This is a genomic window from Pantanalinema rosaneae CENA516 (assembly GCF_050753385.1).
Taxonomy (GTDB): Bacteria; Cyanobacteriota; Cyanobacteriia; order Leptolyngbyales; family Leptolyngbyaceae; genus Pantanalinema; species Pantanalinema rosaneae.
Genome location: NZ_JBLZFZ010000016.1, coordinates 63493 through 81287, shown reverse-complemented (window position 1 = coordinate 81287; position 17795 = coordinate 63493). Strand labels below are relative to the sequence as shown.

Annotated in this window: 12 protein-coding genes; 3 read left to right on the top strand and 9 right to left on the bottom strand. The window is 48.7% G+C overall.

Going from position 1 to position 17795, the window contains the following annotated elements; all coding sequences use genetic code 11:
* Positions 1-57 precede the first annotated feature (57 nt).
* Positions 58-153, bottom strand: coding sequence for a cytochrome b6-f complex subunit PetL (gene petL / locus ACN4EK_RS11750; RefSeq protein WP_431658068.1), 96 nt, complete (start codon positions 151-153; stop codon positions 58-60).
* A 140-nt stretch (positions 154-293) separates the two neighbouring features.
* On the opposite strand from petL, the gene aroB reads away from it, so the two are divergent.
* Complete coding sequence (aroB, locus tag ACN4EK_RS11745) at positions 294-1403, top strand: 3-dehydroquinate synthase (RefSeq protein ID WP_431658067.1); 1110 nt, start codon at positions 294-296, stop codon at positions 1401-1403.
* Positions 1404-1766: 363 nt separating this feature from the next.
* Here the strand turns inward: aroB and ACN4EK_RS11740 are convergent, their stop codons facing one another.
* From ACN4EK_RS11740 to ACN4EK_RS11710, 7 genes are all read right to left on the bottom strand, one after another.
* Entirely contained in the window at positions 1767-2756 is a 990-nt protein-coding gene (locus ACN4EK_RS11740; protein WP_431658066.1) for a bifunctional riboflavin kinase/FAD synthetase, read from the bottom strand.
* A 102-nt stretch (positions 2757-2858) separates the two neighbouring features.
* Entirely contained in the window at positions 2859-3752 is an 894-nt protein-coding gene (locus ACN4EK_RS11735; protein ID WP_431658065.1) for an MBL fold metallo-hydrolase, read from the bottom strand.
* 583 nt (positions 3753-4335) lie between these two features.
* On the bottom strand, positions 4336-6756 hold the full coding sequence (locus tag ACN4EK_RS11730) for a sucrose synthase (protein WP_431658063.1): 2421 nt from the start codon (positions 6754-6756) through the stop codon (positions 4336-4338).
* Between the two features lie 404 nt (positions 6757-7160).
* The gene (locus ACN4EK_RS11725) at positions 7161-8186 is read right to left on the bottom strand and encodes a tetratricopeptide repeat protein (protein ID WP_431658062.1); all 1026 of its coding nucleotides are present in this window, start codon (positions 8184-8186) and stop codon (positions 7161-7163) included.
* Positions 8187-8474: 288 nt separating this feature from the next.
* Positions 8475-12104 (bottom strand): NB-ARC domain-containing protein, encoded by a 3630-nt coding sequence (locus ACN4EK_RS11720; protein ID WP_431658061.1) that lies wholly within the window; start codon positions 12102-12104, stop codon positions 8475-8477.
* Between the two features lie 49 nt (positions 12105-12153).
* Entirely contained in the window at positions 12154-13479 is a 1326-nt protein-coding gene (locus ACN4EK_RS11715; protein WP_431658059.1) for a sensor histidine kinase, read from the bottom strand.
* A 142-nt stretch (positions 13480-13621) separates the two neighbouring features.
* The gene (locus ACN4EK_RS11710) at positions 13622-15415 is read right to left on the bottom strand and encodes a two-component system response regulator (protein WP_431658058.1); all 1794 of its coding nucleotides are present in this window, start codon (positions 15413-15415) and stop codon (positions 13622-13624) included.
* Positions 15416-16257: 842 nt separating this feature from the next.
* Between ACN4EK_RS11710 and ACN4EK_RS11705 the strand changes: the two genes are divergently transcribed.
* Positions 16258-16578, top strand: a complete 321-nt coding sequence (locus ACN4EK_RS11705; protein WP_431658057.1) for a YiaA/YiaB family inner membrane protein — start codon at positions 16258-16260, stop codon at positions 16576-16578.
* A 107-nt stretch (positions 16579-16685) separates the two neighbouring features.
* On the opposite strand, the gene dapF is transcribed toward ACN4EK_RS11705, so the two are convergent.
* Positions 16686-17525: a diaminopimelate epimerase gene (gene dapF, locus ACN4EK_RS11700; protein WP_431658056.1), complete on the bottom strand. Its 840-nt coding sequence runs from the start codon at positions 17523-17525 to the stop codon at positions 16686-16688.
* Between the two features lie 52 nt (positions 17526-17577).
* Between dapF and ACN4EK_RS11695 the strand changes: the two genes are divergently transcribed.
* The gene (locus tag ACN4EK_RS11695) at positions 17578-17793 is read left to right on the top strand and encodes an Hfq-related RNA-binding protein (protein WP_431658055.1); all 216 of its coding nucleotides are present in this window, start codon (positions 17578-17580) and stop codon (positions 17791-17793) included.
* The last annotated feature ends 2 nt before the right edge of the window (positions 17794-17795 follow it).

Here is a 17795-nt window from a genome sequence, read left to right as displayed (position 1 = left end):
CCCTGACTATCCCTGAAAAGGTCGTGATCACATTTCAGCGCGATCGCAGACTGCTGCTTAGATCAGCTTGATGGCTCGGAAAGCAAAATATAAGCTGATCGCCGTCGCGAATGCACCACCCAACAACACAAAGTAGATTAATACGCCGCCCATTTTAGATCTCCTTTCTTACTAACAAAACTATACAAAACAATGGCACCCCACAGTGCAGTAGGATGCATACAGACAATGGGGCATGGTCGGGTGACTGTCCCACCTGATTGTTTGAATTTCTATCGCTGCACTCCTGATTTATGCCATCTGTGATTCCTGTTCCCCTTCCAGACCACGCCTACACAATTGCGATCGCATCCGGTCACTTAGACCAGTTGGGCAGCCAGATGCGCCAATTAACCAAGCTGGGCAGTCAAGTCTTAGTCGTCTCCAATCCCACCATCTTCCGGCATTATGGCGATCGCGCGATCGCCGCTCTCCAGTCCGCTGAATTTGAAGTGGGACACTGCATTCTGCCCGCCGGGGAACGCTACAAAACCCCCGCCACAATCCAAAAAATTTATGATGCCGCTTTAGATCTGCGGTTAGAACGCACCTCTACGATCGTGGCATTAGGCGGTGGGGTAGTGGGGGATATGGCTGGCTTTGCGGCGGCTACCTGGTTGCGAGGGATTAATGTGGTGCAAGTTCCCACCTCCCTGCTGGCAATGGTGGATTCGGCGATCGGCGGTAAGACTGGAGTTAACCATCCCCGAGGCAAGAATCTGATTGGAGCCTTTCATCAACCCCGGCTGGTCTTAATCGATCCCGATGTGCTGAAAACCCTACCCGCGCGGGAATTCCGGGCCGGCATGGCAGAGGTAATTAAGTATGGCGTGATTTGGGATGCCGAGTTATTTGCCCAACTAGAGGCTGCTAAACGCCTGAGTCAACTGTCCTATGTCAAGGCGGATCTGCTGCAAGAAATTTTGACGCGCTCCTGTCAGGCAAAGGCCGATGTCGTCAGTAAAGACGAGAAAGAAGCTGGACTCCGAGCCATTCTCAACTATGGTCATACGATCGGTCATGCGATCGAAAGTTTAACGGGGTATCGCTCGGTGAATCATGGGGAAGCCGTGGCGATCGGGATGGTTGCCGCCGGACAATTAGCTGTGGCATTAAACCTGTGGGCAGACACCTGTGCCGAACGCCAACTGGCACTGATTGCCAAAACTGGATTACCCACCCAAATCCCTGCCGGAATTGAGATTGAGGCGATCGTCGCAGCCCTAAAGCTGGACAAAAAGGTGCAAGCAGGACAGGTGCGGTTCGTCCTCCCCCAAACGATTGGCAGCGCGATCGTCACCGATCAAGTCGATGGCGATGTCTTACGGCAGGTATTAGGACAGACGATCGCTGGCTTAACCTAAATCAAATTTGCAGGCAAGACTTGAGCTTAGGATTTTGGACTAAATAATCTGTAAAACTGTCAACCTCTTGCGCCCTCATCCCCAACCCTTCTCTTGTGGGAGAAGGGAGCTAGAAAACTAATTCCCTCTCCCTGGGGTACGGTGTACACACATCTCCTCAACCGCCTCAAGATCCTGCATTTTGCCCCCCTAGCCCCCCAATTCTGGGGGGAACTCAGGATTCAAAGTCCCCCAGAATTGGGGGATTTAGGGGGCGCAGAGAACTCAAACGAAGTCCGGCTCGACTTGTGTGTACACGGTAGCTCCCTGCGGAGAGGGCTAGGGTGAGGGCAAAAATTGCAACATTAAATAAATCTGCGATCCTTAACGTTCTATGCGATTCTCAGTCTCTGGGGTTGTCTGAGTCGCCCCCAAGAGTGCCTTTGCCGCCAAGCAATCCGCCTGAATTTGGGCTTTGAGCGCATCTAGCGAGGCAAACTTCTGTTCTGGTCGCAAAAAGTGTTCCAGGGTGACGCAGAGATTTTTGCCATACAGATCCCCTGACCAGTCGAATAAATGCACTTCTACGGTTTCATGGCTACCATCCACCGTCGGACGCATACCTAAATTCATCACCCCTGGCAGAACCGCCGTCGTGGGCAACCGCCCATGTTCATCCAGTTCCCCTAAATACACCTGAACGGCATACACGCCCTGACGGGGCAAAAACTTTTCGGTTGGGAGTTGCAGGTTCGCCGTTGGGAAGCCGATCGTTCTGCCGCGCTGCTGCCCACCCACAACCTGCCCAATCAGGCGGTAAGAACGTCCTAATAAGCGATTAGCCTGGGGAATTTCACCTGCCTGTAAGGCTTGCCGAATCGCCGAACTACTCACCCGTGATTCTGCCAGCATTGCCAAGGGCGCGATCGCCACCTCAATACCATGATTTGCGCCGATCGCCTGAAGATCAGCTACAGTGCCCGATCGCTGGCGACCAAAACAAAAATTCGACCCGACACTGACCCGACAGGCGCGGAGATGGTCTACCAAAATCGTTTGGACAAATGCCTCGGGACTTAAACTCGCCAACTCCCGATTAAACGGTAACAATACCAATTGCTTAACGCCGATCGCTTTGAGGAGCGCGATCTTTTCATGTAACGGCGTTAAGATATGGCGGCGTTGTCCCGTAAAAAACTCTTGGGGATGGGGATAGAATGTCACCACCGTGGCATGGGCTGCCTCACCCGACGCAGAGACGCAATCCAGCACAGGCTGAATCACCTGCCGATGCCCTTGATGCACACCATCAAAGTTTCCGAGAGCAACCGCAGTTGGGGTTAAAACAGTATCCAGCGACGAAGTAATCCACACGCTTTACATTTTGACACATTTGTCGCGATCGGTCGCAATAATTTCTGCTCCGGCGGCAACAGCGACAATCCTGACTAGCCTGCGATCGAGATCATTCCGGCTCTAAGCTTTCACTTCAGCGGGTTGTTTCGCCGCCGCAATTAAGGGAATCAGCGAAATCGACATCCCTTCCTGTGCCATCACGCCATTGGGGAACGCGGCCGCTACTTTTGTCCCAATGTGATCGAGATAATCATCTGTATGGAGCGGGTCATGGTGGAAAATCACCAGTTGCTTCACCCCCGCTGCCTTGGCAATTTTCACCGCTTCCTGCCAGGTCGAATGTCCCCAACCCACCTTACTGGAATGCTCGGAATAATATTCCTCATCAGAATAGGTAGCATCGTAAATCAACACATCCGCATTACGTGCCAGTTGTAAAACATGCTCATCCATGCGATCGGGGTAATGTTCGGTATCCGTCACATAGGCCGCTGCATATCCCTGCCAACTTACCCGATACCCCACTGCCTGCCCCGGATGGTTCAGGGGAGCATTTTCGACTTCAATGCCTGCCCCAATTTGAATCGATTGCCCAATTTCCAGATCGTAAAAATGCAAATCAGCCCCCATAATCTGGAGAGGCACCGGGAAATTAGGATGCAACATTTGATCATGGAGCCGCTGTTCGATCGTGGAACCGTTGGGCGCTACCGCTCCATAGATATGAAACCGATTGCCTTTGATAAACGCCGGGGTGAAAAAGGGAAATCCTTGAATATGATCCCAGTGAGAATGAGTGAAAAATAAATGTCCTTCTACGTGTGAGTGTGCTAAAAGGGATTGCCCCAGCACCCGAATACCAGTACCACCATCAAAAATCAGGCGTTCTCCCCCAACCACCATTTCTACACAGGGGGTGTTGCCGCCATACCGAACTGTCGCTGGGCCTGGGCTAGCAATACTTCCCCGCACCCCCCAGAAATTGACAATGAACTGGTTTTTCACACTGGACATGGGTATCTCTCACAAAGGTTGATGATGGTTCCCGGATCAGCATTGTCCTTGGCTACGAAGCCGCCGACCTGGGGTGATCGGACTGCAAGACTAAACGTTGAGAATGCCCCTTCATGGCAGCTTTATCGAATTGTTTTGGTTTAGCAGTGATCACGATCGCAAAAACGAAGTGATCACAAACACAATGCCCCTGTAGCGGTTATTTCAAACTTTACCGCTTTTTTCAATTTCTGAGGATTTTTGTTCATACACCTCTTATAAAAATACCCATAGGAAAAAGCACTTGAACAGGAAAAAAGGCAAAATTTTATCCGTAGTTCATGCTTGACCTATGAGATGCGCTTTAACTGAATAGGCTAATTCAAGATTTCAGGCTTTTATATCCCGGAATAGACAGCAATTTCGAGTGTCATACGGGTAGTGTTTTAGACGTATAGACATTGATCACCTACGTAAACGACTCTGCCCCGCAGCAGTCGGATTAACAGCAACCCCTCCTTAACTCATTGCCGTCACCCGACTTGCTTCTACTCCCGATCGCGACCGCTCAATGAGCCGCCCGATCGCTGCTTCTCCCGATCATTTAGCGGCGCATGTGCTCTTCCAGTAAGGCTTTGGCGCGGGGGCGATACAACAGGTAAAACAGCGATTCGAGATAGCGCAAGATGTCCTCGCGATTTTCCTGAGAGGTATAGTTCCAGAATCCATAAATCTTAGCGAGGGAGAGGAGTCGCGTGGTATGGATTCTCCAGGTATAGGTGCTATAGACGCGATCGATGCCTCGTTGTGAAATTTCGTGCCAAACACTGGGATTTTGATCACATTTAGTGATGAAATTTAACAGAATCTCTGCCATTTCTTCCTGATGGGTCGGATTGATATAGAAGCCATTCTGTTTATCCTGAATAATTTCCAGAGGCCCCCCAAATCGTGTGGCAAAGGTCGGTAATCCGGTGATCATGGCTTCTAGAATTGTTAAGCCAAATGCCTCAAATAAAGCGGGTTGGACAAAAATACCCCGATGGTCCGCAATAATCCGGTAGATCTCTCCAGAGTCAGCTTTTGGTAACCGCACTCCTAACCAGCGAATTTTGCCATGCAGGTTGTACTGATCAATGATGTGATAGAGCTTTTCGATCTCACTAATCTCTTCATGATCCGTAGACTCTTCGGTGCGTAGTTTTCCTGCCACCAGAATTAGATTACAGCGCTCTTGTAACTCTGGACTCTTGCCAAAACATTCTGCCAACCCCGTTAGGTTTTTAATGCGATCGAGCCGCGCCATTGAGAATAGAGGGCGCTTGTCTGGATCCGTTAACTCACCATAGACATGGGTTGGATCATCCAGGGTAAACAGCAATTCTTCCAAGCGATCGTGACTACCCACTAATCGATCTTCCGATCGGGTATAGGGGAAATAAACATTTTCATTCACCCCCGGTGGCACAACATTAAATTTGGGACTAAATAATTCAATCCCACTGACGACATGATAGAGATCGGGCATGGTAAAGCTTTTATAGGACTCATACTGCCCCACACTATCGGGTGTTCCGACGATCTCCTGGTAGGTGCTGCTAACCACAAAGTTCGCGGCATTCATCGCGATTAAATCGGCGGTAAATTGCAGCGAGAAGTGGTATTTATCTTCTAGATCTTGCCAGTACAGGTTACTGAATAAATACTTCGATTTCTCTAGGGCATGGGCAATATTACACTGGGTAATTTTCAGACGACGGGCTAATAGAAACGCGACCAGATTACCATCCGAATAGTTACCGACAATTAAATCCGGCTTCCCCCCAAACTCAGCTCGGAGTTCCCGTTCTGAGTCGATCGCAAAGGTTTCCAAATACGGCCAGATTTCAAAGCGAGAGATCCAATCTTGCGTCAGTTTAGGATTAAATTCTCGAAACGGCACCCGCAAAATCCAGGCATCTTCAGTGCCATAGATTTTCTCTAAACGTTGATTACAGGTAGTGCCATCGCTATTTGGAATTAAGCGACTGAGTACAATCACTTTAGGATGTACATTCAGAACATCTAATCCGGCTAGTTCAATATCTTCTTGGAGTTGTTTTTCTAAACTCTTGACCTGATCCAGAATGTAAACCACCTGACCGCCGGTATCCGGTCGTCCCAACACTCCCTCTTGTCCAAACCAACCATGCGGCGACACCAGGACAATCCGAAAGATCATCGGAATGCGGGACGTGAATGACTCCAACGCCTGGTGATCCGGTGAGTCAATCAATTGATCCAACATTTCCAGAGTTTCCCGGACTCGATGGGCGGTATTACCCCATCCCGGTTCAAAGCCCAGGTTTTGCAAATCAAACCGAAAGGCTTCATAGGGTTGATCAGAGGGCAGACCCGCTACCAGATTCAATGCTTGTTTAATCCGATCGGATAATTGCCGCCGGGTTTGAATCCGTTCATTAATCAATAGTTGGGAGCCGCTATAGCAATGCAATCGCAGGAAATTAAACATGGCTTCCTGCCACTGGTCTTGATCCTGAAACAATTTGCTCGACAAAAATCGGTTCAGGAAGTCCACCCCTTTGCCAATATTTTTCGGATCCCGAATGGAGGGTGAGTAGTCATAAAAGGGCTGAAAATCAATTTCCAGGACATCGCCTTCCTGCGGATGGTAACGATTCACCAAGCGATCGCGCAAATCCAGCAAATCCTGGATACTCATCGGCTCGATCGTTAAATCCTCTAGCAACCGATAGGCTTCCTGGCAGGCTATTCGAGGACGAATCACCATACAGAGACTTTCATTATCAAAAATAATTTCTTGGGTATAAAAAATTAATTTACCTAATCGGGAAGAGGTATAAAACTGTTGCGATTTCTCATAGTTACGACAATAGTCTTCAAAAGCTGTAATAATTTCATTGCGCAGGAGATACTGCTTTTCCGAAGCACGTAATAAACTAGCAAATTGCCGTAGGTTAGTGCGTTCATCGCTCTCTAAAACGGCTTGAATCAGATCGGACATAAACTTCTCCCTCAGGTAATCAATACATCAGAACAGGCTCATAACCTATGCAAACCTGCTCTGCATTTAATCGCTCAGCACCCTAGTTTAATTCGCTAGTCAGACGTTGAAACAACCGTTATCCGATCGTGCTCTGAATTTCTTCAGGGCGGCTGATGACCGCCTGCCTTAAACTATCTGGTTTTCAATCTTCGATCGTAAAATTAATTGTCTGTAATGTCTTTCTCTCTAAAGTCTCATTACAGATTGTGCGGCGACTGAGCCATTCTGCCTAGCCAATTCCATTGCATGAATCCTTGTCATCACCATAACGACAGATTCACAGCCAAAACTGTAAAGCTACCCGCTAAATTAGTAAATTTCTAATGAAGATCAGCAGATTTGCGGAGGAATCGTTATAACGATCACACTCGTACACTGACGGGTGGCATTAATCGGAAAATCGCCTGTACCTGTGGCCCAAACACAATCACATCTTCAGCGTGCAACTCACAGGTTTGGTGTTTATGACCATTAATAATTAAGCCATTGGTACTGAGTTTTCCATCTAAATTGCCGTCTTGAATTTGGTAAGTATAACTACCATCGGGTTTGGGCAGGCGCATCAGCACCGCATGTTGGCGAGACGCAAACTGAGAATGTAAGCAAATATCACTTTTCGGATCACGCCCGATCGTATAGCACTCTTGATCCAGCAAAATCTCTCGGTTGCCCCAATCATCCTCAATCACCATCAAAGGTTGCCGGTGTTGGGTGCGCGACACTTCATCCGTAGGCGCAAAGTCCAGGGAAAAGATCACCTGAGAGTCCGTTTCCGCTTCCACAAAGGTGGGATCATCAAAATGGGAACCTGACCAGGCGGGATGAGTCGTTGGTTGATGACTATTGAACCCAGATTGTTCCGCCGCCAGATTACGGGCGTGCCAGGAAACCTGATCTTCGGGATGCAGTGCCAGTGCTCGATCGTAGCTGGCGATCGCCTCCTCATAGCGACGCAATTCTACGAGCGCATGTCCCCGATTCCGCCAGGTCAACGGATTATCAGGATTAATTTCTAAAACCCGGTTGTAACAGACAAGCGCATCTTCCAGGCGGCTTAAGCCAAACATGAACGCATTACCCCGGTTTTGCCAAATTAATTCATGATCGGGATTTAACTTCAAGGCCTGGTCATAGCTGGCGATCGCCTCAACATATTGCCCTAAACCATATTGCAAAGCATTGCCCCGCTCATGCCAGATCTCACACCTGGCATCCTCATTGGGACAGAGGCTCAGGGCTCGATCGAAACTCGCGATCGCATCGGCATAATAGCCTCGCGTTTCTAAGACTAGACCCCGTTCATACCAGGCTTCATAAAAATCAGGTCTGGTTTCTAGGACTTGGTCATAGCAAATTAACGCCTGCTCATAACGACCAGATGCTGTCATCGTTAGTCCCTGTTGGAACCAGAGGAGGGATTCACCACTCAGTGGTATTTGACCCGTATCAAGCATGAAACTTTGCGTTCTAGACTGCACTAGTTACTCATTAGCCAGACTCAACCCAGGGAGTTCAGTTAAATAAAGAAGCTAGAAACCCATCACGGCTAATTGATGTCTGTGATTCCCTGAAGCAAGCGATCGTGATCCCTACGTAAATTTTATCGAGCCTTTATGAAGTTCAGCACAGAAATCCGCATCTCCTCATACTTTCTTCAAACAGGCAGAACACACCCACTACTCGATCGCGCCCAACCGCTTTAGCGTTAACCATTGAGCGTCTGTCAGACCAGTAGCACCCGTCAAAATCATACCCTCGTAAGGACGTAGCACTTGCAGACTAACGTGACACTCTCCGGTGTGTCCATCTACCAGGAGACAGAACCCATCCTGACTTCCAATACTGAGCCAACCGCCATCCGGGCTAAATAACACCGTATTGTTGTAGCTAATCCGCAACGGGATCTGCCACAGACACTCCCCCCGACTGACTGACCAGCAGCGTACCGTTCCATCTAAACTGGCACTGACCAGTAATTCTCCTTGGGGATGCAGGGCGATCGACACCACACCCGCTTGATGGGCAGTCAGCACTCGGAAACATACCCCGGTCTGCACCTGCCAAAAGCGAATGGTCTGATCCTGACTGGCACTGATTAACACCTGACCATCAGGGCTAAAGGTGGCGGCTGTTAAGCGATTGGTATGTCCTATGAAGGTGTGAAGGCATGAACCCGTTTCCACCTGCCAAAGTTTGATTGTTTGATCCCAACTACTACTGGCGATCGTGCGACCATCTGGGCTGAAGCATAAAGCTTGGACGGGATTGGTATGCCCCTCCAACACGGCTAAACAATCCCCCGTCTCCACCTGCCATAGGCGAATGGTTTGATCCCCACTGGCGCTGGCTAGCCACTCACCTGCCGGACTGAAGACTACTGCTCTAACCCAGGCAGTATGCCCCCATAAGGTGGCTAAACACTTGCGCTGTTCAAGCTGCCAGAGTTTGACGGTGTTATCCAACCCAGCACTGGCTAACAGACAACCATTGGGACTGAGGGCCGCCTGCATTGCCCCTGGAATGGCAAAAGAACAGGGTTTCAGGCAATCGCCAGTCGTTAAATCCCAGCACCGAATCTGGTGATCATCACTGAGGGTCAACAATTGACCAGGGGCAGGAACGATCGACAAGGGCAGAAAGCCGATCGGAAATGTGGCGTTGTGGTAGCCCTGAAGCGTTCGCAGACAATGCCCATCTTCGGGATGCCAAAATCGCAGCATTTTATCTTCGCTCCCACTGGCCAGCACCATCCTGTCTGGATCGGTTACGGCAGGGGTGTAGGCGATCGTCCAGATCCGTCCCTGGTGTCCCTGAAGGGTACGACTGACCTGATAGCTGATTAAATCCCAAAGACAGATATAGGGGTCATCCCCCGCACTGGCCAACGTTTGTCCATCCGGACTAACGGCTAAACTCCAGACGGTCGCTTGATGGTGGTTGAGGTGTGCCAAACATTCCCCTGTCTCACCATCCCAGAGTTTCACCCGACCATCATCTCCCCCCGTTGCCAAAAGGATGCGATCGGCTGGCTGGGGAATTACCGCGATCGTCAAGAGGGCACAGGTATCCTGCCAGGTGCGCCAACAGGCTCCAGTAGTGACATCCCAGATCTTGATGGTGTGATCAAAGCCGACACTTGCCAGCCGCCGACTATCGGGATACCAGGCGATCGCTCGGATAATATCGGTATGTCCAGTTAACGTGTGGCGGAGTTTGCCCGTCTGCGAGTGCATCAGGGTAATGGTGCGATCGCTACTCCCACTAGCAAGCCATTGCCCATCCGGACTGAATGCCACGGTTGCCACCCCTCCCCGATGCACCTGGATTGTGCGGAGACAGTCACCACTGGCGACCTGCCAAACTTTGAGGGAACAGTCTAAACTGCCTGTGATTAAGCAATCCCCCGTGGGATGAAAGGCGATCGAAAAGATCCAGTCTTGATGGGCATGGACAGCCCGTAATTGCTGCCCCGTCGAGATTTGCCAGAGATAAAACCAGCCTTGATTATCACTGGTTGCCAGTATGGTGCCATCGGGACTAAACGCCAGGGAAACCACACTGCCAAAGGTTTCGGTAAACGCGGAGGTAGATAGATCGGCATGGCTAAAGTTGACCTGGTTCAGGCTAACTCCCCGTAGGTTTGCCTGCCAAATTGGGAGATGGGAACAGTCATAACCACTCAAATCAACCTGTAAATAACTGCATAAATTCAGCAGGTTACCTGCCAGATAGCCGGTTTGCCGGACAGGTTGACCACGATGCTGATCGAGCAGTTGAGTGAGGTGACAGACCAGACTCTCCTGATCGCGGTATGCCATTTGTAGCCGTTGCACTAAGGGTTCCAAAATGAAACAGGTCTGCGCCTCGCGGATATAGTCCTGGCTTTGGGCTTTTAATAGCGCATGACGGTTAAATAAATTTGGCTCCTGAGTCAATAACTCCTGTTCAATCTGCTGGATCAAGCGATTGGTGGTGTATTCCATCACAACGGGTTGGAGGGTATACCCGGTGGCAGTGACTTCTAACAACGATCGCCGATTCAGGGATGACAGAGTTTCCGGCAATTTGGTGTAGGAGTCGGGCAACAAAAGATCGGCTTGCAGAGTGTTGATCGTGATCGGTTGCCGCTCGATCGCTAACCAGTACATTACCTCCTGCTCTAATCCAGAAAGGCGATTAAAGTGCCGCTCTAATAAATCATGAATATCGGAAAAGGTAAACTTACCCTGCTGTAAGAGATCGAGGAACTGCACCACATCATTGTTTAGCAACCCTCGAATCCCCGCCGCCACGATTTTGAGGGCAAGGGGATTCCCCGCATAATGGGAGACGATCGCAGCACACTGGGGCTCAGACAAGGGAAGCATCCCCGTTCGTTGCAAGACCTGATGCCCTTCCGCGATCGTTAACCCTGTCAGACGCAATACTCGTACCCGTTCACTTTCCAACAGGGCCACCTCGGGTGGTAATTCCCGACTGGTCAGAAACACACAACTTTGATGCCGCTCTTCGCCTAACCGCCGCAGTAACTCACCATAATTCTCGTATCCAGCCCGATACCGTCCTGAGGCATCCCCCACTCCTGCTGCCAGCGTTGCCGGATGGCTACTCTCCTGCAAAATGGATTCCAGATTGTCCAGCACCAGTAAACATCGCTGCTCCCGCAAACAATGGAGCAGTAACGCTACCTGGAGATCGAGTCGATCGGGTAAAATCACTGACGACTGACGGGATAACGATGGGATGACATCGGCAAGCAAGCCCTCTAATGGCGGAGCATTGCGTAACGATCGCCAGACCATTGCCTGAAATCCGCTGGATGTAGGATGCGGTGCAGCCGCCACAACAGGATCCAGCAACTGCTCGACTAATTGCACCGACAGAGTGGTTTTACCTATCCCCCCCATGCCGAGCAAGGCAACCAGTTTGCACCGCTCTTGCCCCATCCAGTCCCAGAGGGTTTGGAGTTCAAGCCTGCGTCCACAGAAAAACGCTGGTTCGGGCGCTTCTCCCCAATCCTGCATATAAGGCAGGGCGGCATCCGGCTCAGGAATTGCCAGCTCAACTGCCAGACCATCGGTAGGCAAATCCGCGATCGTCTGCCAATCGGGAATCCCCACCACCTGACACAGGCGAATAAAGGTATCCCGTTGAATGCGCTCACCTCGCCAAAATTGCTTTAAGCAAGAAACCGTTGTCAGGGCTAACTGCGACCAGGCAATCGATTGGCGATTCCACCCCTTACGCTTGCGAGCCTGATCGACAATGGCTAATCCCTGCTCCGATGCTTTCAGCGTATTTTCCATGCTTAGCCACTATCCGTTGAGCCTGCCATCCTGTCAGCCATTGTGGCATCTAGGTCACGACGATCGCCGCTACAGGAATTTCAACGACAAACTCAGTGCCTTGCCCCGCCACCGATTCGTAGGTCAAATGACCTTTATGTTTGTCTGTGACAATTTGGTAACTGGTGAGTAGCCCTAAGCCCATGCCTTGCCCGATCGGTTTGGTGGTGAAAAAGGGTTCAAATAGGTGTGATTTCAAGTTATCCGGAATGCCTAATCCATTATCTTGAATACGCACTAAGACAGTATTAGCTGCTGTTACTTCAGTCTTCACCCAAATTGTCGGCAACTCCCCAGTCTGAGAACCGGATGCCTCTGGCGTAAATTTATTAGCTTTGATAGCCGCTTCTAAGGCTTCGATCGCATTATTGAGAATGTTGAGAAAAACCTGATTGATCTGACTGGCATAACAGGTAACTGACGGCAATACCCCGTACTCCTTAATTACCTGAATCGCTAGGTGTTCCGCTGAATTCAGCCGATGCTCCAACAGTAACAACACACTATCAATGCCCTCATGCAGATCAACCAATTTCACATCGGATTCATCCAACCGGGAGAAGATGCGTAATGCCAGAATCACACTCCGGATCCGTTCAACTCCGGTTTTCATTGACCCCATTAGCTTCTCTAGATCGGTGACTAAAAAGTCCAGATCCGCCTCTGCGATCGCCGTTTGCAGCGTTGGACTGGGGTTCGGGTACTCCTGCTGATACAGTTCAATAATATGCAGTAAATCATTGATATAGGCTTTCGCCGGACTTAAGTTACCGGAAATAAAACTGATGGGATTATTAATCTCATGGGCAATTCCAGCCACCAGTTGTCCTAGGGCCGCCATTTTTTCTTTTTGCAATAATTCAACCTGGGTTTTTTGTAGATCGCTGAAGGCTTGTTTCAATTGTTCATTTTGAACCTGTAGCTGTGCCTGTAATGTTTGGATCGTTAACTGAGTTTGAATTCTTGCCAGGACTTCTTCAAACTGAAATGGCTTAGTAATGTAGTCAACACCACCACTTTGAAAAGCTCTTACCTTATCCGCAACATTGTCTAAAGCACTTAAAAAAATCACCGGCACTTTTGCTGTTTGCGTATCTTCCTTCAGCCGTTTACATACCTCATAACCATCCATTTCTGGCATGGTGATATCTAGTAACACCAAATCGGGCAACAAACTTTTTACAGCCGTTAGTGCCATATTGCCATTTAAGGCTTTTCGCACGTTATATCCCTGTTCCAATAATAGAGATGCCAGAAACCGAATATTTTCTGGAGTATCATCCACGATCAAAATATCAACTTTAGGAGGTTGTTCGGTTAAATCTTCAACTATCATGTTTCAAAATTACTTGTTCGTGTCATGAACTGAAGTCGTTGCACACTGCACCTGGTATCCAATTATTGGTAGACTTGAAGTTGCCTGACCGTTTTGATTGATCTGAATTAAACTGAGCTTTTACCCCTAATTTCTGGCTAGTTTACCATTGCGGACTACTCGCCAATAAGCTCACGACCTTATCCGCTTCCAGAGGTTTTGAGAAGAAATAGCCTTGCGCAAATTCACATTTCAGAGCTTTGAGTTGAGAGAGTTGTTTAGAGGTTTCTACCCCTTCCGCTACCACATCCATCCCTAAGTTCCAGGCTAGCCCAACGATCGCCCGTACCAGTTCCAATTTTTTACCATCACTATCAATTAAGTTAATAAAAGAACCATCAATTTTGAGGGTATCTACCGGTAAACGGTGTAAATAGTTCAAGGATGAATACCCTGTACCAAAATCATCAATACTGACCTGAATGCCGCGATCGCGTAACTCTTGCAGGGCAGTTGCCGTAGTCCGAGTGTTATCCATCAACGCACTTTCAGTAATCTCTAGTTTGAGATAGCGAGGATTAATCTGTGTCTCTTGTAAAATCTCATCGATCTGTTCAATCAAGTTAGGTTGGGCAAATTGTCGCGTCGATAGATTGACACTCATGATCAAGGGATAGTCCACCAACTTCTGGGTCTGCCAGACACAAAGCTGCCGACAGGCTTCCCTAAGTACGTAATACCCAAGTTGGCAAATTAATCCGGTTTCTTCTGCCACTGGAATAAATAACCCCGGTGAAATCAATCCCTGTTGCGGATGCAGCCACCGGACTAAGGCTTCAAAACCAGAGATCTTGCCAGTTCTAATCGCCACGATCGGCTGATAGTGAACAATAAATTCCTGTTGATTAATCGCTTTGCGTAAGTCAATTTCTAGCTGCAATAGTTGCAATGCTGCATCATGCATCGCTGAATCAAACACTTGATATTGGGCTTTACCAGATGCCTTAGCATGATTCATCGCCGTATCGGCATCACGGAGCACATCTTCTGATTTAGCGTATTGGTTATTCCCTAAGGCAATTCCAATGCTGGCATTAATAAATACCTCATGCCGAGTTAATTGAAATGGTAAAGCGAAGTTCTCTAAAATTTCCTGCGCCAACTGGCTCGGCGTTAGTACATCAGAAATATCATGCAGTAAAATCGCAAATTCATCGCCTTCTAACCGAGCCAAAACATCATCGGGATGAATGATTTTTTTCAAACGATGGGCGATCGCGATTAACAATTCATCCCCCACGAGATGACCGAGAGAATCGTTGACTACTTTAAACCGATCGCAATCTAAAAACAGTACAGCAAAAACACGATCTGGATGATGTTTCACTGCCTCAACTGCTTGCTGCAAACAATCAATAAATAAAGCCCGATTTGGTAAACCCGTCAACGCGTCATGTAACGCCATCTCCCGCAGGCGAGCATTGGCAAGCTCTAGTTCCCTAGTACGGTCTTTAACCCGCTGTTCTAATTGTGAGTTCAAATGGTGAATTTGGCGTTCGGCAGCTTTCAAAGCCAGTTGGTTTTCAACTCGGATAATCACTTCCTCACATTGAAATGGCTTGACAATATAATCAGAGCCACCAATATTAAATGCTTTTACCTTATCAAAGGCTTCACTCAATGCACTTAAAAAAATGACCGGAATCTGGGCAGTTTCTGGTTGCGCTTTTAACTGTTTACAGACATCATAACCATCCAATTCTGGCATCATGATATCCAGTAAAATCAGGTCAGGAACCATCGTTTGCACTGCCATCAATGCCATGTGACCACTTAGCGCTTTGCGAACACCATATCCTGCTTGCACCAGGACGATCGAAAGTAACCGCAGATTTTCTGGGGTATCGTCAACAATCAAAATATCGGCTTTGGGCGCACTAGCTGGGTGATCATTCATGCTTTTTCAACAGTTTTTAGTGTTTTGTTTTACACTGCGTCCTCCCCTATAGGGATTCAGTGTGAGGTAAGTTCGCTAGAGTAGTGTTGGAAAAATAGTGAATTAACGTATGACTCCATTTCTAAACTAATCAGGTAGGAAAAATCTATATTAAATGGAACAGCAACCAGGAGTGTCAGCCTGTGCTATCTCACTCCTATCCCAATTTGCCCTAGTTTAGTTTTCCCAGTCACCACTGTATCTATGCACCGGACAGAAGAAACTCGATTAGTTTTGTCCGCAAGCCATTGCAGCCACTGGCGTTTATAGCACTAAAAAGTCATAAAGTCATAAAGTTAATTTCAGTTAGATAGTATAGGTTGCCCTACCTGGCGAAACACCGACTAGGGGCAACCACTCAAAAGATTTATCAGTCAATCAGGTCAGGAAGTTGTCGATCGCTGAATGACATCGCAAGCCACCCTCGCCAACCCCACAATCTTGCTATCTATTCTATTCTTTCTAGAAAGTTATCTCCAGCCATAGGTTAGAGATACATTGCTCTGGCATTTGGCTACACCAGTAACTACGCCAATTATTCAGCCAATCATTCAGCCAATCAGCTTAATCTCATCAGGCATTCTAGAAATATAGGAAGAGTCAACTTAACACCTTAAGCGCCTCTTTCTGAAGGGTAGTTAGCTGCCAGGACTTGCTCGTTAGCGATCGAGGTTCATCCTTCATTCATTAGCCACTAGCTGAACGGTTGAACGCTTTGATTCATGCACTGAGCTAACGCGTACCTGATAGCGAACTACCTTTTTTCTCTGCCTTGCTGCTTTCCCCCCGGATCACAATGCTCTATGCCCGCTAAACCAGCGACAAGTTTTCAGACCATGAAGAAATTTGATACTCCTACCCCTGTTCATACCTCTGCCTGGATCATTCAAACCTGGGCTTCCTTCATCATTTCCCTATCTGCCACCGCGATCGGCATTTGGTACTTACCCGTTGATCAATGGGTCAAAGGCTATCTCGGGATGGGGTTGCTGTTCAGTATTGGGTCAACCATTAGTCTGTCGAAAACGACTCGGGACATCCACGAAGCGGGACGACTGCTCTCAAAGGTGGATGAAGCCAAGCTAGAACGGTTACTTGCGGAATATGATCCATTTAAAAAATGAGTGCTGGCAGGGCAAGTTACGCACACGGTTGAGCCAATGCCCCCTACAAACATGCAGCCAACCCGCCCCTAGCTAACGACCTCAGCCAATTCCATGATCGATCGTTGTTAGCCAACCTGTCCTGTAAATACCGCTTCTGCCGGTCCCGTCATATACAAGCGATTGTCGGAGGCTGACCATTCAATCTGTAGTACGCCCCCCGGTAGTTCGATCGCGGCACACCGATCGCTGCGTCCCGTTAGCACCGCCGCCACTAGAGAGGCACAGGCTCCCGTTCCACACGCCAGGGTAATGCCAGCCCCCCGTTCCCACACCCGCATTTTCAAATAATCCGATCGCACGACTTGAATAAACTCAGTATTGGTCTTCTTCGGAAACACCGGATGGGTTTCAAACTGAGCGCCGATCGCTTCCAGGGGAATCGCGGCGACATCCTCCACAAAGGTAATGCAATGGGGATTGCCCATACTGACACAGGTGACATGCCACACTTGCCCAGCCACTTCTAGCGGGTGTTCAACCACCTTTTGATCGGCAACACCTAAGGTTGTGGGAATTTCGGCAGCCAGGAGCCGAGGTTCGCCCATATCCACCGTCACCAACCCATCAGCTTCCAGTTTGGGGGTAATCACTCCCGCCAGGGTATGAATCCGGTAGGAACGCGGTTCAGTAACGCCTTCTAAGTCCGCAATAAACCGAGCCAGACAGCGAATGCCATTGCCACACATTTCTGGTTCCGAGCCATCGCTGTTAAAAATCCGCATCGTGTAATCCGTCCCATCCTGACCGGGCAAGGCAAAAATCACCCCGTCCGCGCCAATGCCAAAATGGCGATCGCAGAATTGAATCGCCTGTTCAGGGGTCAAACAAGGCTCTGCGGCAGTGCGATTATCAATCAGAATAAAGTCGTTACCTAAGCCGTGATACTTTGTAAACTCGATTGCCATAGAGATAGGGTTGGTTCAGTGTAGTCTAGTGATGTTGAACAGGACGTAAGCGATGTCAGCGGAATTAGAAACCGGATTACCCAGCGTTCGCCAGATTCAGAATTTGATTCGTGAAGAAAAAGAAGTGGAACTGAAGCTAGTTACAGGCGACTTGTTGACGGGCAAAATCCGTTGGCAAGATTCCCATTGTATGTCGTTAACCGATCAGTACGATCAGCCTACGATCGTCTGGCGACAGGGAATCGTCTATCTCAAACCCAAGATGTAACT